We start from the raw sequence: 25536 nt of genomic DNA on the forward strand, positions 1-25536 counted from the left end.
CGGCGTCGCCGCGCGGCGGGCGGTGCCTACGTCTCCGGGCCTTCGATGGCCTTGGCGGCGAAGTACGTCAGCACCGCGAGCGCGGTGAAAATCCAGCCGATGAGCACGAACTGGATGATGCGTTTCAGCGTGAGCCCACCGTCCCACGGGTTCAACACCATGAAGACCACGAAGAAGAACCCGAGAATCGCCAGGGGAACGAGGTTCACCGTGATGTCCAGGATGGTATCCCGGTCGAAGAGTCGCGCTGACATTGGTGTGTAGTGAGTGTGGCTGACTGATATACGTTGCTAGTTCAGAGCCGCTGGGTTTCGTAGAGGAACGCCACCGCAGACGCCGCCCAGACGAGCACACTCGTGCCGAGCATCGCGATCCCGCGGGTGGTGGCGGTCGTCCCCGTGTAGATGACCGCCCCGAGCACGGCGAACAGCACGCCGACGGCGACGCCCGGCCGCCAGAGGGTGTCGGCGAACGCCGACTCGCGAGTGATCCCGACCACACAGGCGGCGAACAACAGCATGCCACTGACCGCGACCGGGGTCAACCCCTCGAACACGAGTCCGACCTCGGTGACGACGATCCCGATCACGAGCGGGATCGGCCACGGGCTGGCTCGCGTGTACTGGTCGCTGAGCCCCGGCTCAGTTCGTTCAGCCATGCACACGCCTTGGGGTGACAGCATTAGAAACCCACCGGTTCACGCCGTCGTCCTGGGACACCAGCCACACGTTCGTCTCGGACGCGCTGGCTGGCCGCCGCAGTTGGATGGGTTTTTAATACTCGCTCCGTAACCCCGTTGTATGAGCGTAGCGGACGACTCGACCGACGACCACGGCCACCACCTGCCGGCCGTGGAGGACTGGCCGAAGGGCTTTGGGGAGGCCAGCTGGTGGCCCTTCATCACTGCCATTGGCGCTGCGGGCTTCTACATCGGCGCCGCACTCTACGTGCTTGGCCGCGGTGAGAGCGCACTCGTGGGTCCGATGGTGGGGCCGGGCGTGTTCATCGCAAGCACGTTCGCCTTCCTTGCCGGGCTCTACGGCTGGGTGTACCACGCCTTCGTGGCCGCCTACTGGAGCAACGACGGCGGCGGCAGCACCGCACTCCGGTGGGGGATGATCGGGTTCCTGGGCTCCGAGATCGCGACGTTCGGTGCCGGGTTCGCGTACTACTTCTTCATCCGCGCGGGCACCCAGTGGAGCACCGCGGCCAGCGCCATTCCGGACGGGTTCCTGGGCTCCCTGGTCGTTGTGAACACCGCCATCCTCGTGGTGTCGAGTTTCACCCTCCACTTCGCACACGTCGCGCTCCGGAAGGGCAACCGGTCTCGGTTCCTGGCGCTGTTGGTGTCCACGTTCGTCCTGGGTGTCGTCTTCATCGGCGGCCAGGTCTACGAGTACTACGAGTTCATCGCCCACGAAGGGCTCACGCTGTCCGGTGGCGTCTTCGAGAGCGCGTTCTTCGGGCTCACCGGCCTGCACGGGCTGCACGTCACGATGGGCGCGGTGCTCATCGGTATCATCGCGGCGCGCGGGCTGAACGGCCAGTACTCCGCCGAGCGCCACACCTCAGTCAGCACGGTCTCGATGTACTGGCACTTCGTCGACATCGTCTGGATCTTCCTGGTCGTCGTGCTGTACGCCGGGTCGGTCGCCTAACCACGGCGAACCCGCCGGTCTTTTTCACTGGCGTTGCGAACGCCGCCGTATGACTGTTGATCCCGCGGCGCTCCAGCGCCAGGTGTCGGCACCGGTCGTCCACCGCGAGACGTGCCCGAGCACGAACGACATCGCGCGCGCCGAAGCGCGGGCAGGGGCCACCGACGGCACGTTCGTGATCGCGGACGAGCAGACGGCGGGCCGCGGGCGCACCGGCAACGCCTGGGCGAGCCCGCCCGGTGGCGTCTGGTCGAGCACCGTCGTTCGCGCCGACATCGCAGCCAGCCACGTGGGACGACTCACGCTCGCCGGCGGGCTGGCCGCCGCCGACACCGCTGCGTCGTTCGGCGTCGACGCCCGGCTGAAGTGGCCCAACGACGTGGTGGTCGCGGCCGCCGACGGCAGCGACCAGTCGAAGCTGTGTGGCGTGCTCACTGAGGCGGTCATCGACGAAGTCCCTGTCGCCGGCAAGCCCGTCGGGAGTGTGCTTCCGGAGACCGACCCTGCGAACGCCGACATGTCGTTTGCGGTGCTCGGCGTCGGCGTGAACGCGGCGCTTGATCCCGACTCGCTCGGTGATCTCGACCGCGCCGTGACGACGCTCCGAGCGGAGCGTGGCGCTGTCGATCCGACGGCCGTGGCGGCGACGCTGCACGAGCACCTCCGAACGTGGGTGTCGCGCGTCCAAACAGCGGGCGGGATGGACGACGCCGTCGCCGCGGTCCGCGAGCGCAGCGCGACGCTGGGCAAGCGGGTGCGCGTGACCCGCTTCGACGACGACCCAGTCACCGGCACTGCCGTGGCGATCGACGACCGTGGCGCGCTCGTCGTGGAGCGACCCGACGGAGCGCGCGTGCACGTAACAGAAGGAGTGTGTCAGCGACTGCGGCGCGCGTAGTCAGGCGCCGACGGAGACGTTCTCCGGGTCGTTGATGTACGCGTCGTACGTGTCGCGGTCGACGACGTGGATCTTGCTGAGCATCTTCGAGTGGCCCGCGCCACAGAACTCAGCGCAGTACAGCTGGTAGGTGCCCTCATCGAGGTCGTTCGTGACGAGGTGGTTCTGCTGGCCGGGAAGCGCGTCCATTTTCAGCCCCAGCTCCGGCGCGTGGAACGCGTGGATGACGTCGTTGGATTCGGTTTGTATGGTGACCTCCGTGTCCGCCGGTAACACCAGCGGCTGGTTGCCAACCACCGTGTCGTTGCCGGCACCCGAACTCATCGAGACGTTCGACCCCGCGTAGTCGTAGTTCCAGTACCACTGAACGCCCTCGACGGTGACGGTGGCGCTGTCCTCGTTGGCCATCGCGGCCTGGACGTCGTCCCCGGAGGACAACAAGTACGGTGTCCCCATTGCACTGTAGGCCGACACGCCGACGAACAGCAGGACGACCGCGGTCGCGACTGTCCACGTGATTTCGAGCCGGCGGTTCTCCTTGGTCGGTTTCGCCTCGTCGGCGTTCCGGAACTTCCAGACGGTGTATACGAGGATCCCCTCAACGAGCAGCGTGATCGTGATGGCGGCGGCAACCAGCTGGCTGTTGAGATTGCGGATGAGCTCCTCGGTCGCCGACTGGTACCCGGACGACGCGGCAGCCGGGTCCACGAACGCCACGAGGACCGCGATGCCAGCGACGAGAACAGGTACAAGCCGCTTCCCTCTCATACTGACTGACGGTAGGGAGTGACTCCATAAATAGGTGCTGAATGGGGGGCGCTGCGAGTCGGATAGGCTAAGTGTCCCGACCCGTAAGCTCCGGCTGAGAACCGCAGTGAGCAGAAACACCGCCACCCAGTTCGTCGCCGTGCTCGCCGCCGCCGCGATGGGCGTGTACTCGCTGCTCGTGCTCGGCGCAACCACCTCGCTGACGGGGGCCGCGAGCGCGTGCCAGACGTGGCCGTCCTGCAACGGGCAGTGGTTCGCACTGCAGTCGCTTGACCTGGTCGTCGTCTGGGGCCACCGGACCGCCGCCGCGCTCACCGGGCTCGCCGTGGTCGGCGCGGCCGTGCTCGCGTGGCGCACTGGGGCGTCCCGGCGCGTCCGCACGGCGGTCACGCTCGCGCTCGCACTCTACCCCGTCCAGGTCGTCATCGGCGCGTACACAGCCATGTCCGCGGGCGCTGCGCCGTTCACCGGCGTGCATCTAACGCTCGGCGTGGGGATCTTCGCGTCGCTCGTCGTGGCCCTCGCCTGGACGCTTGACGCGCAGACCGGCGACCTCCCGTCCGCGGAGTGGGAGGGCGAACCCCGTCACACCGACGACGGCGACCCCACCCAGCCGGGCATCGTCCGCGCGTACGTGCAGCTCATGAAGCCGCGGCTGATGTGGCTGCTGTGTCTGGTCGCCGGTGCCGGCATGGCGCTCGCCAGCAGCCAACTCGGGGCCGGCCAGCAGCTCTCGGCGGCCACCGTCGTGTTGACGCTCGGCGGTGGCGTCCTCTCGATCGGCGCCTCGGGAACGTTCAACCACGTCCTGGAGCGCGAGCAGGACGAGAAGATGGCGCGAACCGACGACCGGCCGGTGGTCACGGACCGCATCCCGCCCCGGAACGCGCTGGCGTTCGGCGTCGTGTTGGGGGTGGCCTCACTGGCCGCGTTCGCGGCCGTGAACCTCCTGACGGCCGTGCTCGGACTCACCGCCATCGCGTTCTACTCGATCGTGTACACGCTCGTGTTGAAACCCAACACCAGGCAGAGCACGGTCATCGGCGGTGCCGCGGGCGCGCTGCCCGCGCTCATCGGCTGGGTCGCCGTCACCGGCGCAGTGGGGGTCGGCGGCGTCGTGCTCGCGGGCGTCATCTTCCTGTGGACGCCGGCGCACTTCTACAACCTCGCGCTCGCGTACAAGGACGACTACGAGCGCGGCGGGTTCCCGCTGATGCCGGTCGTCGAGGGCGAGGCGAAGACCCGCCGCCACATCGTCTACTACATCGGCGCGACGCTGGCGTCCGCCGTCGTGCTCGCAGAACTCACCGGGCTCGGCCCGCTGTACGCCGCAACCACCGTGTTGCTCGGGGCCGTGTTCCTCTACTTCGCGATCCGGCTGCACCGCGAGCGCGACCGCCGCGCCGCGATGCGGTCGTTCCACGCGTCGAACGCCTACCTCGGCTGTCTGCTGGTCGCTGTCGTGCTCGACACGATGGTGGTCTGAATGCCCACACGGACCGTCTCGACCAGTGTGGTCCGCCCCAGCCGGGAGACACTGCTCACGTGGGCGGCCGTCCTGAACGGCGAGCTCGTCGCCGTCCTGCTGTATTTCGCACTGACCACGGCGACCCCGACCGACACGGTCGCGATCGTGTACCCGTTCGTCTGGATCAACGTCGCCGTGTGGGCGGTCCGCCGCGTGGGCGTGCCGTCCGTGGCGTCCCGCCGCCAGGCAGCGGTTGCGGCCGGCGTGGGCGTCGGCTACTTCCTGTTGCTCGGCGGCGTCGGCGGGCTGTACATGCTCCAGGGGGCGGGGTTGGGTGCGCGCGTAGCGTGGCTGTCCCCCGGCTGGGGGCCGGCGCTGGTGTACAGCGGCACCGCGGTGACGGTGAGCCTGATCCCGTTCAAGCTCGTCGGCTACGCGACCCTGGCGTACCTCGTCGCCGCCGCCGTCGCCGACGCCGCCCGCACGGGGGTTGCGGGTCTCGTGGGGCTGGCGTCCTGTGTGAGCTGCGCGTGGCCGGTCCTCGGAACGCTCCTCGCGGGCCTGTTCGGGAGCACGTCGGCCGCCGTGACCATCGCGGAGTCCGAGCCATACGGGGTCTCTACGGTCGTGTTCGTGTCGTCCGTGGTCGTGTTGCTGTGGCGTCCGTCCTGGTGACTTCCACACTCATTTGAGTGCCCGGGCTAGATCTCTCGGTATGGACTCGGTACTGGTTGCCGACGACGTGGCCAAGTCGTACGGCGACGTCGCCGCTCTTCGTGGCGTATCGTTGTCCGTCTCCGAGGGGGAGGTGTTCGCCCTCGTCGGCCCGAACGGTGCGGGGAAGACCACACTCGTGCGGTGTCTGACCGGCACGACGACGCCCGACGGCGGGCGCGTCGAACTGCTCGGTGAGCCACCCCAGGACGCGCAGAAACAGCGCCTGGGGCTGCTCCCGCAGTCGTTTTCGCCGCCGGACCGCTTGACCGCCGCCGAGCTCGTCGGGTATTACGCGGGGCTGTACGCCGACAGCCGCGCCCCCGACGCCGTGCTCGAATCGGTCGGCCTCGACCCCGACGACGCGACCCGGTACGGTGATCTCTCCGGCGGACAGCGCCGCCGAGCCTGCGTCGCCGCCGCGCTGGTGAACGACCCGGACGTGTTGTTCCTGGACGAACCCACGACGGGCGTCGACCCGGCGGGCCGACACGCCCTCTGGTCGGTGTTCGAGGGGCTCGCGGCCGACGGCACGACGATCGTGTTGACGACCCACGACATGGCCGAGGCGAGCGCGCTCGCGGACCGCGTCGGCCTGCTCGCCGACGGCGACATCGCCGCCACCGGAACCCCCGCGGACCTCGTGGCGGCGCACGCCGGCAGCCCGCGGCTGGTCGTCGACACCGACGCCGACCCAGAGCTTGCCGGCTTCGATTGCACGTGCACCGAGGCTGGGCTCGTGTTCGAGGGCGTCGACCCCACCGCAGTGGGCGAGATCGCCGCCGCGCTCGACGACGCGGACGTGGCCTTCGACGCGCTGTCGTGGCGCGAGCCCAGCCTGGAGGACGCCTACCTGGCGCTCGCCGGTGACGCCGAGCGCGGGGAGGTGGTGCAATGAGCGCGGCGGGCCGGGTGCGAGCGGAAGCCACAGGCGCGATGCGGACGTTCCTCCGGCGCCGCACGGCGGTGTTTTTCACCTTCTTCTTCCCGGTGGTGTTGATCGTGATCTTCGCCGGCCTGGTGCGCACACAGGGCGGCAGCAGCGCGGGGCTGTTCTCGCAGCCCACGGGGTATTACCTGCCCGCGTACCTCGCAACCGTGGTGTTGTTCACGCCGCTGTCGCGCGTCGGCAGTGAGGTGGCGCGGTACCGCGCGGACAACCGCTTCGAGAAGCTCGCCACCACACCCCTGTCGCGGGCCGAGTGGCTGGCCGCGCACGCGCTGGTGAACGTGGTGTTGATCGTGCTCGCGGCGGCGGTGTTGGTCGTCGCGTTGCTGTTGACGGGCGCGAACTTCACGGTGTCGCCGTGGCTGGCGTTCTTCGTGCCGGCGGCGTCGGTGCTGTTCTGCGGGATCGGCGCCATCCTCGGGAGCCTTGCCGACGGCCAGGACGGCGCGATCGCGGCCAGCAACGGCATCGCGTTGCCGCTGTTGTTCCTCTCGGAGACGTTCGTGCAGCCGGCGCTGTTCCCGGCGTGGTTCCGGCCGCTGTTGAACGCGTCGCCGCTCGTGTACTTCGCGCGCGGCGTGCGCGCGGCGACGTTCACCGGCGGCGACGGGGTCGTGTTCAACGCCGGCGTGGTGTTGGTGCTGGCCGTCGTCGCGTTCGGGGTGGGAGCCGCCCTGATCCCGTGGACGGAGTGAGGCGGTCACGCCCCGTCCGTGGCTCGCATGTGGGCGGCGGCGAACGCCGCGGCCGCGATGGCCACGCCGAGGACCGCGATCCCGGCGGCGACGACGGTCCCGGCCCACAACAGGAGTGCAAGCAGCGGTATCGACGCCAACACGGGGGTGCCGGAGACGACGGTGGCGAGGCCACCCAGGCAGAGGGCACCACCACCGGCAACCACGGCCGTTCGTGTCGACGTTGCGGTGACGTGTGCGAGCCGCGGCGGCGTGTCCGTCGTGGTGTCCTGTGGCGGCGGTGAATGCCCCAGCAGCGCCTGCGTGCCACGCGCGCCGTCGTCAGGGGCGTCCGTCAACGGGGACAGCGTCGTCCCCCAACAGCGCTCGCAGGGTGGCTCGGGTGTCCGCTGGACCGCGCCGCAGTCTTCACACCGCCAGCGGTCCGTGTCGTCGGCGGCCGGCTCCGTCGCGGGTTCGGTCGCCGTCTCGTCGCTGCGTGACATCGGGTGGACGTGTGGTGTTATCTGGGCACCCAGGCGTAGACGTGGTTCAGCATGACGTACGTCACGACGCCGAGGAACAGCGACAGCGACCACGCGGTGGCGGCGATGCGGCCGAACGTCGCGTGCCTGGTGCGCTTGAGCTCGGCGGGCGAATGCGTCAGCCCCAGGACGATCGCGTACAGCACGACTGGCACCGAGACGACCGACAGCAGGATGTGTACCGCCAGCATCAGGAGGTACGCGCCCTTGACGACGCCCGCGAACTGCCCGAGGAACATCCCCTGGGTGATGACGATGGATTTCTCGAAGCCACCGCCGACCTTCCAGAGGTACAACACGAGGAACACGCAGATGAGCGTGAACGCGGTGAGCATCGCCGCGCGGTGTTTGCGGACCGCGCCGCGCTTGATGAACGCGACGCCGGCCAGCAGGCTGGTGAGCGCGAGCGTGTTCACGACCGCGATGAGGTCCGCGAACAGCAACACCGTCGGATCATCGAGGGGCGGGAACAACGCAACGACGTCGGTGAATGCGCCGGCGACGAGCGCGTACCCGAGCACGGACAACACGATGGTGACCCGTCCCGGGTTGGCTTTCGCGTAGCTGGCGGCGCGGACAGATACCATACGCCGTGGTTAGTGGGGGAGTGGCAACCCGTTTTCGCTTCACGCCGCCACCGCCGCGGTGTGTGCGGAACTATCATACAAGTCCGTTAGAGTGAAGCCGGCCTGCGATGATGGTTCCGCCATGAGTGAGGACTCCACACGGAACGTCCGGTGTCTCGTGGCCAAAGTCGGACTCGACGGCCACGACCGTGGGGCGCACGTGATCACGCGTGCGTTCCGCGACGCCGGCTTCGAGGTGATTTATTCGGGGCTGCATAAGGCACCCGACGAGATCGTGCAGGCCGCCGTCCAGGAGGACGTCGACGTGCTCGGGATCTCGATCCTCTCGGGGGCGCACAACACCCTCGTGCCCAAGATCATCGAGGGGTTGGCCGAGTACGACGCCGCCGAGGACACGCTCGTCATCGTCGGCGGCATCATCCCCGACGAGGACCGCGCGGACCTCGAAGCCGCGGGCGTGGACGCCATCTTCGGCCCGGGGACGCCGATGGCGGACACGATCTCGTTCATCGAATCCAACGCCCCACACCGTGACTGAGATGCCGGCCAATCAGCCCGACCTCGTTGCGGATCTGCTCGCGGGCAAACACAGAGCGCTCGCCCGCGCCATCACCAAAATCGAGGACCGGAACGACGGCTACCGCGACATCGTCTCGGCGCTGTACCCACACACGGGACAGGCCGACGTGATCGGGATCACCGGCAGTCCCGGCTCGGGGAAATCAACGCTCGTGGACAAGCTGGCCAGCCAGTACCGCGAGCGCGGCCTGACCGTCGGCGTCATCGCCGTGGATCCGTCCTCGCCGTTCACCGGCGGAGCCGTGCTCGGCGACCGCATCCGCATGGCGTCCACCGCGACGGACATGGACGTGTTCTTCCGGTCGATGTCCGCCCGCGGCAGCCTCGGGGGGTTGTCGACGGCGACCGCGGACGCGGTGAAAGCCCTGGACGCGTTCGGCAAGGACAAGGTCATCATCGAGACCGTGGGCGCCGGCCAGAACGAGGTCGACATCGTCAAGACCGCCGACACCGTCGCGGTGCTCGTGCCGCCGTCGTCGGGCGACGACGTGCAGATGCTGAAAGCCGGCATCCTCGAAATCGGCGACGTGTTCGTCGTGAACAAGGCCGACCTCGACGGCGCGAACAAGACGGTCACCGAACTCCGGAACATGCTGGATCTCCGCGACCCCGACGACGACACCGATTGGAGCCCGGAGATCGCGGAGACGGTCGCCGAACGCGGGACCGGCGTCACCGACCTGCTCGACGTGTTCGACGCCCACACCACGTGGCTGGACGAATCCGGCCGCCGCACTGAGAAGCGCCGCACGCGGTACGCCGAGGAGCTCCGAACGCTGCTGCGGGCGGACGCAAACGAGGTGCTTGAGGCCGAGCTCGCCGACCGCGGCGGGGTCGACGAGCTGGTCGCGCGCATCGACAGCGGCGCGACCACGCCCTACGAGGTCGCCGCCGACGTGCTCGACCCGATCCGGGACGCGCTGCGCGAGGACTGACCGCGCGCCGGCGCGGCGACACAACGGCTAAACCACTGGCCGTCATCGCCCTCACGTATGACACTCCGCAGACTGCTGGCTGGCGTGGCCGGGGGCACCGCCGCCACGGCCGCAGCCAACCGGCTGGTGCGCGCCGACGAGCAGCCCCCCGACCCGCTTCCCGGCACCCGGACGACCACGCGCTGGCGCGGCTTCGACGTGTCGTACACCACGGCCGGCGACCCCGACGACCCCGATCTCGTGCTTCTACACGGCGTTCACGCGGCGGCGTCCAGTCGCGCGTTCGCCGGTGTCGTCGACACTCTCGCCGAGGACTACCACGTGCTGGCCCCCGACCTCCCCGGGTTCGGCCACACCGACCGGCCGTCGATCGCGTACACAAGCGCGCTCTACGAGGCGTTCGTCGCGTCGTTCATCGGCGACGTCGCCGGCGACGATCCGGCCGTGGTCGCGTCCTCGCTGACCGGCGCGTGGGCCGCGATGGCGGCCGCTGACACGTCCGTGTCCGCGCTCGCGTTGGTGTGTCCGATCGCCGACACCGGGCAGCGACGCCCCGCCGTGCGCCGCCTGCTCCGCACGCCGGTGGTCGGCACCGCCGTGTTCAACGCGCTCGTCAGCCGCCGCGGCCTCCGGTGGTTCACCAACCGCCACGCGTTCTACCAGTCAGCGAACGTCCCCGCCGGACTACTCGACTACCAACACCGGACCAGCCACCAGCCGAACGCACGGCTGGCACCGGCGTCGTTCGCGGGCGGGATGCTCGACCCGGCAGTCGACCTCGTGGACGCAGTCCAGTCGGTGCCGGCCCCGGTCACCCTCGTCTGGGGGCGGGAGGCACGCATCACGCCGCTTGCGGACGGCCGCGCGCTCGCGGACGCCGCCGACGTGCGGCTGACCGTCCTCGACGACGCGGGCGCGGTGCCACACGTCGAACACTCGGCGTCGTTTTGCGACGCGCTCGGCGCGGCGCTACCGCAACTCGAACACCACTAGCCGGTCGCCGGTCGTCGCCGACTCGCCGACCGTCGCCGCCACCTCGTCGCCGATCTCGACCGTTCCCGGCTCCGCCCGCACCTGGCCAGTCAGCCGCACCGCGCCGAACGACGCCACCGCAAGCACGTACGGCGCGTCGTCGGCGAACGCCGGCGTCGCCACGTGCAGCGTGGAACACGAGTCGATCGTGCCCGTCTCCGGCAGCGCCGTCTCGGTCAGCTCCCGGGCCCCGCAGTGCGGACACGCGTGCCGCGGCGGCAGGCTCCCGTGGCCGTCCGGACACGCCAGATAGTACCCCTCGCCGGCGGCCAGCGCGTCGATGGCGTCGTCGTAGCCGTCGTCCCGAACGCGGTCGCTCATGCCGCATCCGCCTCCGTGTCCGCGACCGTCTCAAGCACGTGCACGACGGCGCTGGCGACCGTGCCCCCGGCGTTGTGCGCGACCGCGGTCTGTGCGTCCGCGACGTGCTCGCTGTTGACGTGGTCGCCGCGCAGCAGCCTGGTGAGCTCCGCGACCTGGCTGGTGCCGGTCGCGCCGACCGGATGCCCCTTGGCTTTCAGGCCCCCCGAGAGGTTCACCGGCAGCCGCCCGTCTTTGGTCGTGACACCCTCGCGCGCGGCAGTGATGCCGGCTCCGGGCTCGAAAAAGCCCAGCGACTCCGTCGCCATCACTTCCGCGATGGTGAAACAGTCGTGTACTTCCGCCACGTCCACGTCGTCGGCGGACACCCCTGCGTCCGCGTAGGCTTCGGTGGCGGCGTCGGTCGCGGCCGGCGAGGTCGCCATGTTCTGGCGGTCCTGGAGCGCCATCTTGTCCCCGCCCTGGCCGGTGCCGGTCACCGCGACCGGTGCGCTGACGTCGTGCGTGTCGGCGTACGACTCGCTCACGAGCACGAGCGCGCTCGCGCCGTCGGTGACGGGGCACGCGTCGTACAGATGCAGTGGTTCCGCGACCGGCGGCGACTCCAGGGCGTCCGCGACGGTGATCGCCTGCTGGTACTGCGCGCGGTCGTTGTCCACCGCGTTGGCGTGGTTTTTGACGGCGATGTGCGCGAGGTCCTCCCGGCTGCCGCCGAACTGCTCGAAGTACGACGCCGCCATCAGGGCGTACGCGCCGGGGAACGTCATGCCCGCGCGCACCTCGTACAAGCCGTCGGCCGCGATCGCCAGCGCGTCCGTCGATTCGGCGGTTTCGAGGTTGTTCATGCGCTCGGCGCCGCCGACAACCACCACGTCAGCCTCGCCGTTGCGAACGTCCCGGACGGCGCGCCGGAGCGCGACGCCGCTCGACGCGCACGCCGACTCGTACCGGGTTGCGGGCACGTCGAGGCCCAGCGCCTCCGCGACCAGCGGCCCCTGGTGGCCCTGGTGCTCGCTCAACTCCCCCATGAAGTTGCCGTAGTGCACGGCGGCCACGTCTTCGCGGGCGACGCCGGCGTCGTCCAGCGCCGCCAGCCCGGCTTCCGCGAACAGGTCGCGGCTCGTCCGCTCGGGATGCACACCGAAGTGGGTCAACCCCACGCCAGCTACGCGCGCGTCTGTCATGCACGACCGTACTCCGAGCGGGTTCAAAAACAGTCCGAAACCTACATCCCCATGTCCGCCGCGCCCGCCGGCACTGGGAGGTCGTGTTTCCCGACGCCGAGGCGCTCGGCGGCGTGATCCAGCGCCATGTCGAACCCGTAGTAGCGTTCGAGCTCGTCGCCGTCCGGCGACGACCGCACTTTCAGCATCGCATACCCCTCGACGTTCTGCGCGATGGCCGCGGTGGTGCCGCGCTCGCCGGTGAACGCCAGCACGCGCTCGGCGTCGGTCTCGTAGTACTGCGCGGTGATGCCGTCGGCCTCGGCGGTCGCAGCGGGGTCGTCGGTCATACGCCGACGTACGGACGCCGCCGGCAAAAGCGAGGTGGGTTCGGGCTATTCGAGGAGCTCGTTCGCGATCGTGTTCCGGAGGATCTCCGACGTCCCCTCGTAGATCTCGTTGAGCTTCGCGTCCCGGTAGTACCGCTCCGCGTCGAAGTCCTTGGTGTAGCCGTAGCCGCCGTGGATCTGGATGCCCTCGTTGGCGACCTCCCGGGAGATCTCCGAGGCGTACAGCTTCGCCTGTGCGGCCTCCTTGATGAACGACTCCCCGCGGATCTTCAGGTCCGCGGCCTTGTGCATCAGCAGCTCCGCGGCCTGGAGTTTGGTGTCCATGTCCGCCAGCTTGTGCTGGATGGTCTGGAAGTCGCTGATCGCCTGCCCGAACTGGTCGCGGTCCTGTGCGTACTCCCGGGCGTCGTCGAGCGCCGCGCGAGCTAGGCCCACCGACCGCGCCGCGATCGTGATGCGGCCGCCGTTCAGCGTCTCCAGGGCGTGTTTGAACCCGTCGCCCTCCTCGCCGAGCAGGCGGTCGGCGGGCACCCGCATGTCGTCGAACCGGAGCTCCGCCGTGGGGCAGCCCTTGTCGCCGAGTTTGTCCTCGGTGCCCGCCACGATGAACCCGTCGTCCTCGGCGGGCCGCACGATGAACGACGAGATGCCGCGGTGGCCGGCGTCGGGGTCGGTCTTCGCGAACACCGTCACCGTGTCCGCGACGCTGCCGTTGGAGATCCAGAGCTTCTCCCCGGAGATGACGTACGCGTCGCCGTCGCGCTGTGCGGTGGTCTCCATGGCCGGCACGTCGGAGCCCGCGCCGGCCTCCGAGAGCGCGAACGCGCCGATGTCGTCGCCGCGACTGAGCGGCGCGAGGTAGTCGTGTTTCTGGTCGTCGCTGCCGTACTCGTAGACCATGTTCCCCGCGAGGCTCGTGTGCGCGGCCACGACCGTCCCCAGCCCGCCGCTGCCGCGCGCGATCTCCGACAGCGCGGTGGCGTACGTGTGGTAGTCGAGGCCGGCGCCGTCGTACTCCTCGGGGAACGGCATCCCCATCAGTCCCAGCTCGCTCATCTCCGCGACCAGGTCGGCGGGGAACTCGTCGGTCTTATCGATGGTAGCGGCCCGTGGTTTGACCTCTTCGTCGACGAACTCCGCGACCATCTCCGCGATCTGGTCGTGTTCGGCGGAGCGCGTGAAATCCATGTGGTATGCTTTGTCGGTCTGCCCTTTACTGTTGGCATCCCGGAACCCCATCGCGGGGCGCGATGATCGCAGTGGGCGACGGGTCGACGCCCCAACCTCTTTTGTATTCCCCCACCCTAGCCCGACCACGAGTGATGGACGGCCGTCAGTCCCACCAGCCGACCGCGTCGGACCGCGAGTGGTGCCACAGCGCGGTACAGGACGTTTCACGTACGTTTGCGCTCACCATCGACGCCCTCGAAGAGCCGATGGCGACGCGCATCTGCGTTGGCTACCTCCTGTGCCGGGTTGCCGACACCGTCGAGGACGCCACCGCGATGCCGCCCACCGAACAAGCACAGCTCTTGGAGACGTATGACGCCGCGCTCGATCCCGACTGCGGGACGACCGTCGCGGAGTTCCAGGCCGCCGTCGGCGACCACGTCCCCAGCGAGCCGAACGCCGATTGGCGCGTCGTCGCCAACACCACCCGCGTCGTCTCCGCGTTCGAGTCCCTGGACGACGCCGCCAAGGCCGCGATCCGGCCGACGGTCCGGGAGATGGCCACCGGGATGGCGTCGTTCGTACAGCGGTACGCCGACGCCGGCGGGCTCCGCATCCAATCACCAACCGAGCTCGAAGAGTACTGCTGGTACGTCGCCGGCACCGTCGGCGAACTCGTCACGGAGCTGCTGGCCCGCGACGCGCCCAGCGACGCCGCCGCCGCCATGCGCGAGAACGCGCGGTCGTTCGCGTTGCTGTTGCAGCTCGTGAACGTCGCCAAAGACGTCCGCCCGGACTACGAGGAGGAGAACAACGTCTACCTGCCACAGGAGTGGCTCGACGACCACGACCTCGCCCCGGAAGACGTCGCCGACCCCGAACACGCGGGCCGCGTGGCCTCCGTCGTCGAGCGCGTCACCGACCGCGCCCGCGGCTACGTCGCCGACGCCCAGCGCTGGCTTGAGGTCATGCCGACCAGCCAGGGCAACACGTTCGCCGCGTGGGCGGTGCCGTTCCTGCTTGCGGTCGGCACGATGCGGGAGCTCGGGAACCGGCCCGCCGACGTCGTCCGCGAGGGGGACGTGAAAGTCGACCGCGAGGAAGTGCACGCCGTCATCGGCCTGGTCGCCGACGATTTCGACCGCAGCGCCATCGACAGCGTGCGCGAACGGATCGCGACCGAGTCGCTGTCCTGACCCGCGGCGCTGTCTGAGTGCCCGACTCAGTCGTACGTGTAGAAGCCCGCACCGGTCTTCTTCCCGAGGTCGCCGGCGTCGACCTTTCGCTGCAGCAGGTACGCGGGCTTGTACCGGTCGCCGAGCTCCTCGTGGAGTGTTTCGCTGGCGTCCAGGCAGACGTCGAGGCCGATGTGGTCGGCGAGCTCCAGGGGTCCCATGGGGACGTTGGTGCCGAGTTTCATTCCGGTGTCGATGTCGTCCTTGCTGGCCACTCCTTCGTCGAACGCCCGGACGCCCTCGTTGATCCACGGCATCAGGATGCGGTTGGTGACGAAGCCAGGTTTGTCGTCGGACTCCCAGGTCTCCTTGTCGAGGTCCTCGGCGAGGGCGTGGGCGAACGCCACCACGTCGGCGTCGGTTTTCTCGCCGACGACGACCTCGACGCCGGTCATGATCGGGACCGGGTTCATGAAGTGCAGGCCAACGACGCGGGACGCCCGATCGGTGACCGACGCGATGGTGGTGATCGACAGCGTGGACGTGTTCGTCGCCAACACCACGTCCTCGGGCAGGGCGTCGTCGAGGTCGCGGAAGATGTCCTGCTTGATCTCCATGTCCTCGACGGCGGCCTCGATGACGACGTCGCAGTCGGCGAGCTCCGCGAGGTCGGTCGTGCCCGTGATGCGGTCGACGATGGCGTCGGCGTCGGCCTCGCTCAGGTCGTCGTTCGAGACGAAGCGGTCGAGGGAGGATTCGATGCTGTCGAAGCCGGCGTCGACGTACTCCTGTTCGATGTCGCGCATCACGACCGTGTAGCCGGCGGTCGCCGCGACTTGCGCGATTCCGGCGCCCATGGTGCCCGCGCCAACAACGCCGATCGTCTCCGTGTCTGCGAGTGATCGCATGGGCGGTGGTGGGTGCGGCCGGAACCTAAGCGTGCCGGAAACGTGGAAACACTCAAGCAGCTTCAGTTGCACCTTCGATGCAACTGTGTCCGCCCCTGACTTGCGGGCGCGCCTCCGCGAGCTTCGGTTCGTCGGGCCGTCGACAGCCGACGCGCTGGCGGCCGCGGACGTGGTGCCAGCGGACATCACCGGGAAACGCGTTTCGCACGCACAGCTCGTCGAGTACGGCGTCAATCCGGGTGTGGCGGCGCGGATCCGCCGCGAGCACTCCCTGCAGTGGTCGTTCGAGGGCGGCGCGGACCTCGATCAGCGGGCCGAGCAGGTCCGCGGGTTGCAGGACGACGAGCGCCAGTGGGTCGCCGCGAGCTACGGCGTGGACGTCGAGGCCGACGGGAGCGGGGACGCGGCGGCCGCGGAGTCGGACTGGCAGGCGGCCGCGGTTGCCGGTGGCGGGGGTGGTTCACCCCCCGGGCAGACCGACACGTCGGACGCCGCGGACGAGGAAGCGGCGTGGCGCGAGGGGTCGTGGCCCACCGGCGACGCGGACGACGCCGCCGAGCGCGGGGAGGCGGCGTGGCAGGAGGCGTCAGCGCCGACGCCGGTGACAGCGCTCCGGGCCGTCGACGACGACGCGGCGGCGCTGCTGGCGAGCGCCGGGATCACCTCCGTGCGCAGCCTGGCGACCGCCCACGTCGACCAGGTCGCGGACTCCCTGGGCGTGTCGAGTGACCGCGTGCGCGCGCTCCGGGACGCCGCCCGCGACCGCCTCTAAACGTTCACTCGGAACAGAGTTAAAACGCCGTACGGGGCGGCTGCCGGCGGGCGCACAGAGGGTTAGACTCTTAACGCTCTCAATCGGAGTGTGTCGTGATGCGACCCTTCGAGGACTCACCGATCTCCCGCGACGGCAAGGTACTGATTCTGGCGTACGACCACGGCCTCGAACACGGTCCGGTCGACTTCGAGGCAGTGCCAGCCACCAAAGACCCCGAAGCCGTCTGGGATGTCGCGACCCACGACGCCGTCTCCGCGATGGCCGCCCAGAAGGGCATCGCCGAAGCCTACTACCCCTCCTACAGCGACGACGTGAACCTCCTGGCGAAGCTCAACGGCACCTCGAACCTCTGGATGGGCGAGCCCGACTCCGCCGTGAACTGGACGGTCGACTACGCCGCCGACGTCGGCGCGGACGCCGTCGGGTTCACGCTGTACGGCGGCTCCAACAGCGAAGTCGAGATGGCCGAGGAGTTCCGGGACGCCCAGGAAGCCGCCCGCGACCACGACCTCCCCGTGGTGATGTGGTCGTACCCCCGCGGCCAGGGCCTCAAAAACGACAAGAACCCGGACACCATCGCGTACGCCGCCCGCCAAGCCCTGGAGTTGGGCGCCGACATCGCGAAGGTCAAATACCCCGGCAGCACCGACGCGATGTCCCACGCTGTCGACATGGCCGGCCCGACCAACGTCGTGATGTCGGGGGGCTCCAAGACCAGCGACCGCGACTTCCTCGAATCCGTGAAGGGCGCAATCGACGCCGGCGCGTCCGGGCTCGCGGTCGGCCGGAACGTCTGGCAACGCGAGCACCCCGCGGCGTTCCTCGACGGCCTGGAAGCCGTCGTCTACGAGGAAGCCAGCGTCGACGAGGCGCTCGGACGCATCTGATGGCCGACGTCATCGACGCCGTCTTCGATGCGATCGCGGACGCCGCCCCCGAGGTCCGCGCGGGGCTGCCCGACCACCGCGCGACCCGTGACGACCAGAACGCCTCCGGAGACACCCAACTGGAGGCCGACGTGTGGGCCGACGACCTGCTGTTCGACCGCACCGAGTCCATCGAGGGCGTGAACTGGTACGCCAGCGAGGAGCGCGACGCCGTCGTCACGGTGGGCGACGCCGAAGGCGGGTACGCCGTCGCACTCGACCCCCTTGACGGCTCCTCGAACGTGAAATCCAACAACCCCTGTGGCACCGTCGTCGGCGTCTACGACCAGCCGCTGCCCGCGCCCGGCTCCAGCCTCGTCGCCGCCGGGTTCGTCCTCTACGGACCCACGACCACCATGGTCGTCGCGCGCGACGACACCGTCCGGGAGTCTCTCGTCTCCGAGACGGGGGCCACAACCGACCTCGGCCCCGTCGAGTTGCCGGCCGACCCCACCGTCTACGGGTTCGGCGGCCGGGTCCCCGACTGGACGCCGGCGTTCGAGTCGTTCGTCCGGGACGTTGAGGACGACCTGAAGCTGCGCTACGGCGGCGCGATGATCGCCGACGTGAACCAGGTGCTGGTCTACGGCGGCGTGTTCGGCTACCCCGGCCTGGAGTCCGCGCCGGACGGAAAGCTCCGCGCGCAGTTCGAGGCACTGCCGATCGCGTACATCGTCGAAACAGCCGGCGGCGCGTCCTCGGACGGCACCCAGTCGCTGCTGGACGTGGCACCGACACGCCTCCACGAGCGCACGCCCACGTTCGTCGGCACCGACGACGTGATCGCGGCCCTCGACGCGGCGCTTCCCGACCACACGAATTAACCGCCATCGGCACCTCCACTCCCACATGTGTGGCCGGTACGCGCTGTTTTCTACCCCCGAGACGCTGCGCGAAACGTTCGGGCTGACGACCGCCCCCGTCGAGCCGACGTACAACGCCGCACCCAGCCAATCGCTGCCCGTGATTCTGGACACTGAACCGACGGAAACGGTGCGCGCGCGCTGGGGACTGGTGCCGTCGTGGTCCGACGGCCCGCAGTCGGCACCCGACCCGATCAACGCGCGCGCCGAGACGCTCACCGAGACGCGACACTTCCAGGCGGCCTACGAACACCGGCGGTGTCTCGTGCCGGTCGACGGGTTCTACGAGTGGCGCGACGAAGACGGCGCGACGGTCCCGTATTTCGTGTCTCGAACCGACGGCGCGCCGTTCCTGCTGGCGGGGCTGTGGGAGACGTGGACGCCCGAGCAAACCCAGACCGGCCTGGGCGAGTTCACGGGCGACGACGGTCCCAGTCGCGACCCCGAGACAGTGCGGTCGTTCACCGTCGTGACGACGCAGCCCAACGCGTTCCTCGCGGACTACCACCACCGGATGGCGGTGGTGCTCACACCCGCCCAGGGTCAGCGGTGGCTGACCGACGACGATCCAACGGACCTGTTCACGCCGGGCGCGTTCGACCTCCAGGCCTGGCGGGTTTCGACGGCGGTCAACGACCCGACAGTCGACCGGCCGGCGCTCGTCGAGCCGGCGTGAACAGGCGACGTGACGCGCGGTAGCGGAGCGACCGGTAATGAATAGTGGCCCGGGGGTCGATCGCTCGGGCAGCCGATGGCCGCCGTCCAGCCTGGGGCAGTACTGGCGGCGAGCCGGCGACCACGCCCCACCGACGTGGCGCTGGACAAGTGGGGGACTGGATCGCCGTGTCGGGCGTGGTCGGTGGCTGGAGCGTGTCGGGCACCCCGGTAGCCGGCGTTCGAACCGGCTCGGAGCGTGTCAGAGGCACAGCCGGTGCGTGCGCACCAGCAACTGTACACACGGCCGGTGAATGCTTTACCCTACGTGTTGCCGAGACGTGCAGTCGTCACGCATCACAGATAACTATAACGGTCGTTTATGTGGAAGACGTTTTCACGCAACGCCACTAGTGTAGAAACGATGCCGGCACCCGACTCGCTGTTCCAGCTGCTCGCGCAGCGCGCCGACCTCATGCGGGCAGTCCGAGACGCCACCACCACGACGAAGCCGGAGCTCGCTGACACGCTGCCCGTCTCCCGGTCGACGGTCGACCGCGCCGTTCGTGAACTGGAGGCCCACACCCTGCTTGAGCGCGCCGGTCAGGTGTCGCTCACGCTCAAGGGTCGACTCGCGTTGCGCAGTTACGAATCGTTCGCCGCCGACATCGACGGCCTGGACGCGGCTGACGCCGCCCTCGCGACGGTCCCGGCCGACGCCCGCATGGACACCGTCCTGTTCCGGGACGCGACGGTGGTCAACGCCACGTCGGTTGCGCCCCAGCGCGCCACCGAGGCCTACCGGTCGCTGCTCGCCGACGCCACGCGCATCGAGGGGTACGCGAGCGCCGTCCTCGACAGCGTCGTGTCGACGCTCCGCGAGCGCATCCGTGCGGGCGAGCTGCAGGTCTCGCTGGTGTTACACCCCGACGTGTTGGACGCGCTCATCGCCACACACGGCGACAGCGTCACTGACGCGCTGCGCACCGACGCACTCACGCTGCGCGAAGCCACGACCACACTCCCGTACAGCCTGTTCACCCTCGACACCACAGCCACCACGTACGCCTGTGGGCTGTTCTACGACGACACCGGCCACACCAGCCTCGTCCACACCGACGACGCCCAGGCTGTGGCGTGGGCCGACCGCGTGACGGCAGACCTGCGAGCCGACGCCACCATCCTCCCGAAATGACGACGACACGCCGCGGTGGCACCCCAATGCTCAAATCACCACCGTTCCATCTACCGGTATGATCTCCGTGCAACGCCTAGAAAAACGGTACGGCGGCGTCACCGCCGTGGACGGCGTCTCCTTCGACGTCGGTGCCGGGGAAGTCTTCGGACTCGTCGGCCCCAACGGTGCCGGCAAGACCTCCACGCTGAAGATGCTCTGTGGGCTCGTTGAGCCGTCCGCCGGCGACATCACCGTCAACGGGTTCGACGCCGGCGACACGGCGATGCGCCGCACCCTCGGGTTCCTGCCCGAGGAGTCGCCGCTGTACGACGAAATGACGCCCCGGAGCTATCTGCGGTTTTTCGCGGATCTCTACGACGTGGACCGGGCGACCGCAAACGAGCGCATCGAGGCCGCCCTCGATCGCCTCGACCTCGACGCCCGTGACCGTCCCGTCGGCGACTTCTCGAAGGGCATGACCCGGAAGGTCGCGATCGCGCGCTCGCTGGTCAACGACCCCGACGTGCTGGTGTACGACGAACCCGCAAGCGGACTCGATCCGCTCACGACGAACACCGTCATCGAGTTCACCCGCGAGCTCGCCGCCGACGGCAAGACGATCGTGTTCAGCGCCCACGACCTCCACCACGTCGAAAGCGTCTGTGACCGCGTCGCCATCATGCGGGACGGACAGTTCGCCGCCACCGGCACGCTGGCCGACATCCGCGACGAACACGGCGAGGTCTCCTATCGGGTGTTCACCGACGTCGACGTCGACGACGCCCGGCCGTCTAATGGCCGCTACGTCACCACCGTCGATTCGATGGCCGACGTCGACGCGATCCGGGCTGCGGCCGCCGACGCCGGCGGCGGCGTGGTCGACATCCGAACCGACGAGTCCACACTCGAAGACGTCTTCCTCGACGTGACCGGCGCATGAAGGCGGGAAACGTCCTGCGGATCGCCCGCTGGGAGACCACGCGAAGCGCCACCAGCCTCGACCGCGAGACTGCGATCGCGTTCGTCGTCGTGGCGGTTGCGTTGGCCGCCATCGTGCCCGCGGTCGTCACCACCGGCCCCACGCCCGGCGAGGGGATCTACCGGATCGGCGTCGACGACGACAGCCCGTACGCCGATGTCGCCGCCAGCGACCCGCAACTCGCCGCCGTGCAGCCCGGCAGCGACGCCGATGTCACGGTCTCCCCGGTCGGCATCCAGTACGCCGACACCGCGAAAGGCCGGGCGGCGCTGTCCACGCTTCGATCCGCCACCGTCGCGTACAACGACGCCGTCATGGCGGACGAACCGGACCAGGCCGCCGCGTTCCCCGTGGTCGTGTCGCTCACGTACCGGCCACAGTCGATCGACGTGACCAGCGCACAAGCCGACACTGACGGTGCCGGGTCCCCCACCACTGGTGGCGACGGCGGCCGGACCGACACGCCGTCCACTGACGACGCGGCCACGGGCACGTCACCGACGGCGAGCGCCTCCGGCGGCGGGCTGAGCGGACTGCTCGGACAAGCCCAGTCCGGCACGCCGTCGTCGATCTCGCCGCCGTTCCCGCTGCAGTCGCTCGTGTTCGCGTTCGCGTTCCTGTTGCCGTTGAACATCGTGATCCAGGCGTACGGCTCCAGCGTGCTCGCCGAACGCATCGACCGCCGGGGCGAGCCGCTGCTCGTGGCTCCGGTCTCGCGGGGCGACATCGTCGCCGGCAAGACGCTGCCGTACTTCGCGGGCGCGATCGCGCTCGTCTCCGTGATCGCCGCCGCAACGGGCGCGGGCGTGCTCGCGGTGCTCGCCGTCGCGCCGCTGGCCGCGCTGTTCCTCGCGGCGACGTTCCTCGGCGCGATGTTCGCGCGCTCGTACAAGGAGCTCACGTTCGTCACGGTCGCCGTGAGCGTCGCGCTCACCACGTACGCGTTCGTGCCCGCCGTCTTCGCGGAAGTCAACCAGATCGCCGCCATCTCCCCGCTCACAGTGGTCGTCGACTCGATCACCGACAGCGGCGTGAGTACCGGCCAGTTCGTGCTCTCGACTGCGCCGCCGGGGCTGGCAGCGTTCGTGCTGTTCGGCCTGGGGACGGGCGTCTACCGCGAGGAGGACATGTTCACCCAGCTGCCGATCCCGTCGAAGCTGCTGGACGCGCTCGCCGCGCCGCTGGCGACCCCGCGGCGGGCCGGGGTCTGGACGGCGCTGTTCCTCCCGTTCGTGCTCGTCGCCGAGCTGTTCGCCGTTGCCCTGCTGTTCGTCGCGCCCGTCTCGCTGTCGATCCCGGTGTTGCTGGGGGCCATCGCGGTCATCGAGGAAATCGCGAAAAGCATCCACGTGTTCGCGGCCTTCGACCGCGGCCAGTACCGACGCAGCTTCCGGACCGCGCTGGCGGTCGGAGCCGCCTCCGGTGTCGGGTTCTTCGTCGCCGAGAAGGCGCTGCTCGTCACGCAGCTGGTCGGGCTTCCCGGGTTGGACATCGGGCGGGCGGCGTTCGCGCCCGCGCTCCGGGGTGCGTCCCCCGGGCTGTTACTGGTGGCTCCGCTGGTGTGGCACGTCGTGACGGCCGCCATCTCGGCGGTCGGCGCCGCCAGATCACGGCTCGCGTACGTGGGCGCGCTCGCCGCCGCCATCGGTGTGCACCTCGCGTACAACATCGCCGTGGTGGTGATCGCCCTTGGGTAACCCACGCGTCGTCCTCGCGCGGCGCACCCTCGGGTCGCTGCGCTCGGAGAAAACCATCGTCCTCGCGCTCGTCATCCAGCTGTTCATCGCTGGGTTCTCGTCGTTCCTGGTCGTGGGACTGGTGTCGCTTTACGACCCGGGGACCACCAACGGCGACGCGCTCACGGTGTCGGTCGGCGTCACCGGAAACGCGTCAAGCGACGTTGCGGCCACCATCGCCGACGACGACAGCCGCAGCGTCGTTCCGTACCCGTCGCAGGCCGCCGCGAGCGCTGCCTTCCAGCGCGGCGATGTCCAGGCGCTCGTTCACGCCACCAGGCAACCGGGCGGGCGCATCCTGGCCGCGGCCACAGCGCCGGAGGGGTCGTTTCGAACCACACTGGTGGTCACGGAGCTGAAGGGCGCGCTGTCCACCCTAGAGCGCGAGCGCCGCGCCGACCTCGACCACCGCCTGGAGCGGACGCCGGTCGACCTGCCCCCCGACGAACGATCCAACCCGTACTTCTCGTTCACGTACACCGTGCTGCTGCCGCTGTTGGCGTTCCTGCCGGCGTTCATCTCCGGGAGCGTGATGGCCGACTCGATGGCCGAGGAACTCGAACGCGACACGCTCTCGTTGCTGCGGGTCGCGCCGCTGTCGCTGCCCGAGATCGTCGACGGGAAAGCGATCGCGCTGGTCGGGCTGGCACCGGCACAGGTCGCGCTCTGGCTCCTGTTGCTGTGGCTCAACGGCACGCACATCGCCAACCCGCTGGCGCTGCTCGCGCTCGTCGCGGGCGTCGCTGCCGTGCTCGTCGCCACCGGCGCGGCGCTCGCGCTTCGTGTCGGGGCGCGCCGCGAAGCCCAGCTGCTGTACTCGTTCGTTGCGCTGGCGGTGTTCGGTGTCGCCAGCCTGCTCCCACAGAGCCCCCAGAACCTCATCGCGCGGCTGGCAGTCGACAGCCCCACCACGCTCACGTGGGGGCTGCTGGGCGTGGCCCTGACCATCGCAGCGGCGTCGTACACCGGACTCCGGTGGCTCGCGGGGGGCGCAGAGACGTAGCCGCGCGCCGGAAACCGCAACACAGAATCGGACGCCGCACCGACGGTCGTGCATGCAGCCCGGCACGTACACCCTCCTGGTGGCGCTCGACGACGCGCCATCCATCACGTTCGGCGCGGCCGGCACCCGCAGCCTCGACGCCGGCTGGTACGCCTACACCGGCTCCGCGTTCGGCCCGGGCGGCCTCACTCGCGTGCAGCGACACCGCGAACTCGCCGCCGGGGAGCGCGACGCCCGCCACTGGCACATCGACTACCTGCTCGGCCACCCGGCAGCGAGCGTCGACGCGGTCTACGCCACCACACACGACGACGTGGAGTGTGCGACCGCGCGCCTGCTCGCCGACGACGCCACGCCCGTTCCCGGACTGGGCGCGTCGGACTGCACCTGTGAGACACATCTGGTTTTCGCGCCCACCCGTGACGCGCTCGCCCAGCGCCTGGCGGAGATCCACGACACGTCGCTGTGAGCGGCTGTCGCCGTGTGCCAGCCCGGCTCGTGGCCGGTCACTCGGCGGGCTCGTCGAGAAACGTTTGGAACTCGAGGGTCCGTCCGTCGGGGTCCACGGCGAAAAACTGGTGAACCGCCTCGGGGTCAAGCCCCGATGCACTCGCCTTGTTCATCTGTAGAACGACACGACGCGCTCGCGGTCGGCCGTCCCGAAGAACACGACCCCGCTCACTGGCGGACGCCCGCCACGGGCAGCCAGTCCGTCGGCGCGTCGGCGAGCCCGCGCAGCCGCACCTCCTGGGTGCCGTCGTGCAGCCGCACCTCGAGCACGCCGTCGAACAGCTGGCTGAGCGTGGTGATCGTCTGGTCGTCCTGGCTCTCCGGGTCGATGGCGAACACCCCCAGCCAGCCCTGGCTCTGGATCTGGCTGGTGAACACGTGCAGGAACCGGAACAGCCGCTGAACGTCGACGTACATCAACACCGGCGACAGCGAGTCGAACCCCACGCGAAGCCGGTCGACGCCGGCGGCCTCGGCGGCCTCCGCGACGCCCGAGAACTCGATGCCGATCCCCGTGAGGTCGCTGGGCGAAGACACGTGATGGACGCCCGGTGCCGGCGACGCGCTCCCGGACTGCGTGCTCACGCAGTCGATGACGTGGCGGAACGCGCTGTCCCCGCCGCGGATGGCCTCGTAGTCGTCGATGACCGTCTCTGCGGGGTCCGTCGACGTTGTCAGGACCGCCCCCTCGCCGTCGGGCTCGCCGCGCGCAACGAGCTCGAACAGGAGCGTGCGCGTGCCGGACATCGCCGGCCCACTGACCAAGAGGTTCGTTCCGTCGTCGATCTCTTGGGGGAGCGGACGCGGGAGCACGCCAGTGGCATCGTACGGCATCCTTGTAGTTCGCCGAGTCAGTGTTCGGCGCTGTCACTCTCTCCGACCCGGAGCCACATAAGTATGCGCCACATGCCAGCCCAGCGACCTGATGTCTCGCTGCCGTTCCACAGTGACGGCCCCTGACAGCCGCGGCGAGCCAGCCCCCGACTTCGTCCGCCGCCCGGGGTGGCTCGGGCGAGCGC

Annotated in this window: 30 protein-coding genes; 19 read left to right on the top strand and 11 right to left on the bottom strand. The window is 69.5% G+C overall.

Translation table 11 applies throughout. The annotated features are described in order from the left end of the window. Positions 1-26: 26 nt before the first annotated feature. Positions 27-254: a DUF6684 family protein gene (locus tag JRZ79_RS15735; protein ID WP_010902451.1), complete on the bottom strand. Its 228-nt coding sequence runs from the start codon at positions 252-254 to the stop codon at positions 27-29. Positions 255-295: 41 nt separating this feature from the next. Continuing rightward, entirely contained in the window at positions 296-658 is a 363-nt protein-coding gene (locus tag JRZ79_RS15740; RefSeq protein ID WP_070807656.1) for a hypothetical protein, read from the bottom strand. A gap of 142 nt (positions 659-800) precedes the next feature. On the opposite strand from JRZ79_RS15740, the gene JRZ79_RS15745 reads away from it, so the two are divergent. Continuing rightward, a complete protein-coding gene (locus JRZ79_RS15745; protein WP_205252510.1) occupies positions 801-1658 on the top strand; it encodes a heme-copper oxidase subunit III in 858 nt (285 codons plus the stop codon). Positions 1659-1707: 49 nt separating this feature from the next. Beyond that, positions 1708-2556, top strand: a complete 849-nt coding sequence (locus JRZ79_RS15750) for a biotin--[acetyl-CoA-carboxylase] ligase (protein ID WP_205251592.1) — start codon at positions 1708-1710, stop codon at positions 2554-2556. Here the strand turns inward: JRZ79_RS15750 and coxB are convergent, their stop codons facing one another. Continuing rightward, positions 2557-3324: a cytochrome c oxidase subunit II gene (gene coxB, locus JRZ79_RS15755; protein WP_010902455.1), complete on the bottom strand. Its 768-nt coding sequence runs from the start codon at positions 3322-3324 to the stop codon at positions 2557-2559. A gap of 157 nt (positions 3325-3481) precedes the next feature. Between coxB and cyoE the strand changes: the two genes are divergently transcribed. Genes cyoE through JRZ79_RS15775 form a run of 4 tightly spaced genes read left to right on the top strand, consistent with a single transcriptional unit; the run spans position 3482 to position 7150 of the window. Beyond that, the gene (gene cyoE / locus JRZ79_RS15760; protein ID WP_010902456.1) at positions 3482-4810 is read left to right on the top strand and encodes a heme o synthase; all 1329 of its coding nucleotides are present in this window, start codon (positions 3482-3484) and stop codon (positions 4808-4810) included. Next, complete coding sequence (locus JRZ79_RS15765) at positions 4811-5467, top strand: ABC transporter ATP-binding protein (protein WP_205252511.1); 657 nt, start codon at positions 4811-4813, stop codon at positions 5465-5467. A 40-nt stretch (positions 5468-5507) separates the two neighbouring features. Beyond that, positions 5508-6404, top strand: coding sequence for an ABC transporter ATP-binding protein (locus JRZ79_RS15770; RefSeq protein WP_205252512.1), 897 nt, complete (start codon positions 5508-5510; stop codon positions 6402-6404). Beyond that, on the top strand, positions 6401-7150 hold the full coding sequence (locus JRZ79_RS15775; RefSeq protein ID WP_010902459.1) for an ABC transporter permease: 750 nt from the start codon (positions 6401-6403) through the stop codon (positions 7148-7150). The genes JRZ79_RS15770 and JRZ79_RS15775 overlap by 4 nt, the downstream gene beginning before the upstream one ends. A gap of 5 nt (positions 7151-7155) precedes the next feature. Here the strand turns inward: JRZ79_RS15775 and JRZ79_RS15780 are convergent, their stop codons facing one another. Continuing rightward, the gene (locus JRZ79_RS15780) at positions 7156-7635 is read right to left on the bottom strand and encodes a hypothetical protein (protein ID WP_205251595.1); all 480 of its coding nucleotides are present in this window, start codon (positions 7633-7635) and stop codon (positions 7156-7158) included. 17 nt (positions 7636-7652) lie between these two features. After that, positions 7653-8261, bottom strand: a complete 609-nt coding sequence (locus JRZ79_RS15785) for a DUF420 domain-containing protein (protein WP_010902461.1) — start codon at positions 8259-8261, stop codon at positions 7653-7655. A gap of 121 nt (positions 8262-8382) precedes the next feature. On the opposite strand from JRZ79_RS15785, the gene JRZ79_RS15790 reads away from it, so the two are divergent. From JRZ79_RS15790 to JRZ79_RS15800, 3 genes are read left to right on the top strand one after another with little or no spacing between them, the layout of a single operon-like run. After that, positions 8383-8799: a cobalamin B12-binding domain-containing protein gene (locus JRZ79_RS15790; RefSeq protein WP_010902462.1), complete on the top strand. Its 417-nt coding sequence runs from the start codon at positions 8383-8385 to the stop codon at positions 8797-8799. 1 nt (position 8800) lies between these two features. Then, positions 8801-9775: a methylmalonyl Co-A mutase-associated GTPase MeaB gene (meaB, locus tag JRZ79_RS15795; RefSeq protein ID WP_205251596.1), complete on the top strand. Its 975-nt coding sequence runs from the start codon at positions 8801-8803 to the stop codon at positions 9773-9775. Positions 9776-9832: 57 nt separating this feature from the next. Continuing rightward, positions 9833-10768 carry an alpha/beta fold hydrolase gene (locus JRZ79_RS15800; protein WP_205252513.1) on the top strand — a complete coding sequence of 312 codons (936 nt, stop codon included), beginning with the start codon at positions 9833-9835 and terminating at the stop codon, positions 10766-10768. Here JRZ79_RS15800 and JRZ79_RS15805 read toward each other — a convergent pair. Genes JRZ79_RS15805 through JRZ79_RS15820 form a run of 4 tightly spaced genes read right to left on the bottom strand, consistent with a single transcriptional unit; the run spans position 10745 to position 13829 of the window. Beyond that, a complete protein-coding gene (locus JRZ79_RS15805) occupies positions 10745-11128 on the bottom strand; it encodes a Zn-ribbon domain-containing OB-fold protein (RefSeq protein ID WP_205252514.1) in 384 nt (127 codons plus the stop codon). The two genes, JRZ79_RS15800 and JRZ79_RS15805, sit on opposite strands and share 24 nt — an antisense overlap. After that, positions 11125-12312, bottom strand: coding sequence for a thiolase domain-containing protein (locus JRZ79_RS15810; protein WP_205251599.1), 1188 nt, complete (start codon positions 12310-12312; stop codon positions 11125-11127). The genes JRZ79_RS15805 and JRZ79_RS15810 overlap by 4 nt, the downstream gene beginning before the upstream one ends. A gap of 41 nt (positions 12313-12353) precedes the next feature. Beyond that, on the bottom strand, positions 12354-12641 hold the full coding sequence (locus tag JRZ79_RS15815) for a hypothetical protein (protein ID WP_205251600.1): 288 nt from the start codon (positions 12639-12641) through the stop codon (positions 12354-12356). Positions 12642-12686: 45 nt separating this feature from the next. Further along, positions 12687-13829, bottom strand: a complete 1143-nt coding sequence (locus JRZ79_RS15820; RefSeq protein ID WP_205252515.1) for an acyl-CoA dehydrogenase — start codon at positions 13827-13829, stop codon at positions 12687-12689. Positions 13830-13963: 134 nt separating this feature from the next. Between JRZ79_RS15820 and JRZ79_RS15825 the strand changes: the two genes are divergently transcribed. After that, positions 13964-15007, top strand: a complete 1044-nt coding sequence (locus JRZ79_RS15825; RefSeq protein WP_205251602.1) for a phytoene/squalene synthase family protein — start codon at positions 13964-13966, stop codon at positions 15005-15007. A gap of 26 nt (positions 15008-15033) precedes the next feature. Here JRZ79_RS15825 and JRZ79_RS15830 read toward each other — a convergent pair whose 3' ends face one another. Next, positions 15034-15894 (bottom strand): 3-hydroxyacyl-CoA dehydrogenase NAD-binding domain-containing protein, encoded by an 861-nt coding sequence (locus JRZ79_RS15830; protein WP_010902470.1) that lies wholly within the window; start codon positions 15892-15894, stop codon positions 15034-15036. A gap of 85 nt (positions 15895-15979) precedes the next feature. Between JRZ79_RS15830 and JRZ79_RS15835 the strand changes: the two genes are divergently transcribed. From JRZ79_RS15835 to JRZ79_RS15875, 9 genes are all read left to right on the top strand, one after another. Continuing rightward, on the top strand, positions 15980-16666 hold the full coding sequence (locus JRZ79_RS15835) for a helix-hairpin-helix domain-containing protein (RefSeq protein ID WP_231546344.1): 687 nt from the start codon (positions 15980-15982) through the stop codon (positions 16664-16666). A 98-nt stretch (positions 16667-16764) separates the two neighbouring features. Continuing rightward, positions 16765-17556: a class I fructose-bisphosphate aldolase gene (fba1, locus tag JRZ79_RS15840; protein WP_010902472.1), complete on the top strand. Its 792-nt coding sequence runs from the start codon at positions 16765-16767 to the stop codon at positions 17554-17556. Beyond that, on the top strand, positions 17556-18419 hold the full coding sequence (locus tag JRZ79_RS15845) for a class 1 fructose-1,6-bisphosphatase (RefSeq protein WP_205252517.1): 864 nt from the start codon (positions 17556-17558) through the stop codon (positions 18417-18419). The genes fba1 and JRZ79_RS15845 overlap by 1 nt, the downstream gene beginning before the upstream one ends. Before the next feature lie 25 nt (positions 18420-18444). Beyond that, positions 18445-19134 (top strand): SOS response-associated peptidase, encoded by a 690-nt coding sequence (locus JRZ79_RS15850; protein ID WP_010902474.1) that lies wholly within the window; start codon positions 18445-18447, stop codon positions 19132-19134. 402 nt (positions 19135-19536) lie between these two features. Continuing rightward, complete coding sequence (locus tag JRZ79_RS15855) at positions 19537-20307, top strand: ArsR family transcriptional regulator (protein WP_231546345.1); 771 nt, start codon at positions 19537-19539, stop codon at positions 20305-20307. A 58-nt stretch (positions 20308-20365) separates the two neighbouring features. Next, the gene (locus JRZ79_RS15860) at positions 20366-21229 is read left to right on the top strand and encodes an ABC transporter ATP-binding protein (protein WP_010902476.1); all 864 of its coding nucleotides are present in this window, start codon (positions 20366-20368) and stop codon (positions 21227-21229) included. Continuing rightward, positions 21226-22965 (top strand): ABC transporter permease, encoded by a 1740-nt coding sequence (locus tag JRZ79_RS15865; protein WP_205252519.1) that lies wholly within the window; start codon positions 21226-21228, stop codon positions 22963-22965. The genes JRZ79_RS15860 and JRZ79_RS15865 overlap by 4 nt, the downstream gene beginning before the upstream one ends. Further along, on the top strand, positions 22958-24007 hold the full coding sequence (locus JRZ79_RS15870; RefSeq protein ID WP_205251607.1) for an ABC transporter permease: 1050 nt from the start codon (positions 22958-22960) through the stop codon (positions 24005-24007). Before JRZ79_RS15865 ends, JRZ79_RS15870 begins: the two co-directional genes overlap by 8 nt. 52 nt (positions 24008-24059) lie before the next feature. Next, on the top strand, positions 24060-24476 hold the full coding sequence (locus JRZ79_RS15875) for a DUF123 domain-containing protein (RefSeq protein WP_010902479.1): 417 nt from the start codon (positions 24060-24062) through the stop codon (positions 24474-24476). A gap of 209 nt (positions 24477-24685) precedes the next feature. Here the strand turns inward: JRZ79_RS15875 and JRZ79_RS15880 are convergent, their stop codons facing one another. After that, on the bottom strand, positions 24686-25351 hold the full coding sequence (locus tag JRZ79_RS15880) for a hypothetical protein (RefSeq protein WP_010902481.1): 666 nt from the start codon (positions 25349-25351) through the stop codon (positions 24686-24688). Between the last annotated feature and the right edge of the window lie 185 nt (positions 25352-25536).

This window comes from Halobacterium sp. BOL4-2, from assembly GCF_016917835.2.
In the GTDB taxonomy this organism is placed as follows: Archaea; Halobacteriota; Halobacteria; order Halobacteriales; family Halobacteriaceae; genus Halobacterium; species Halobacterium salinarum.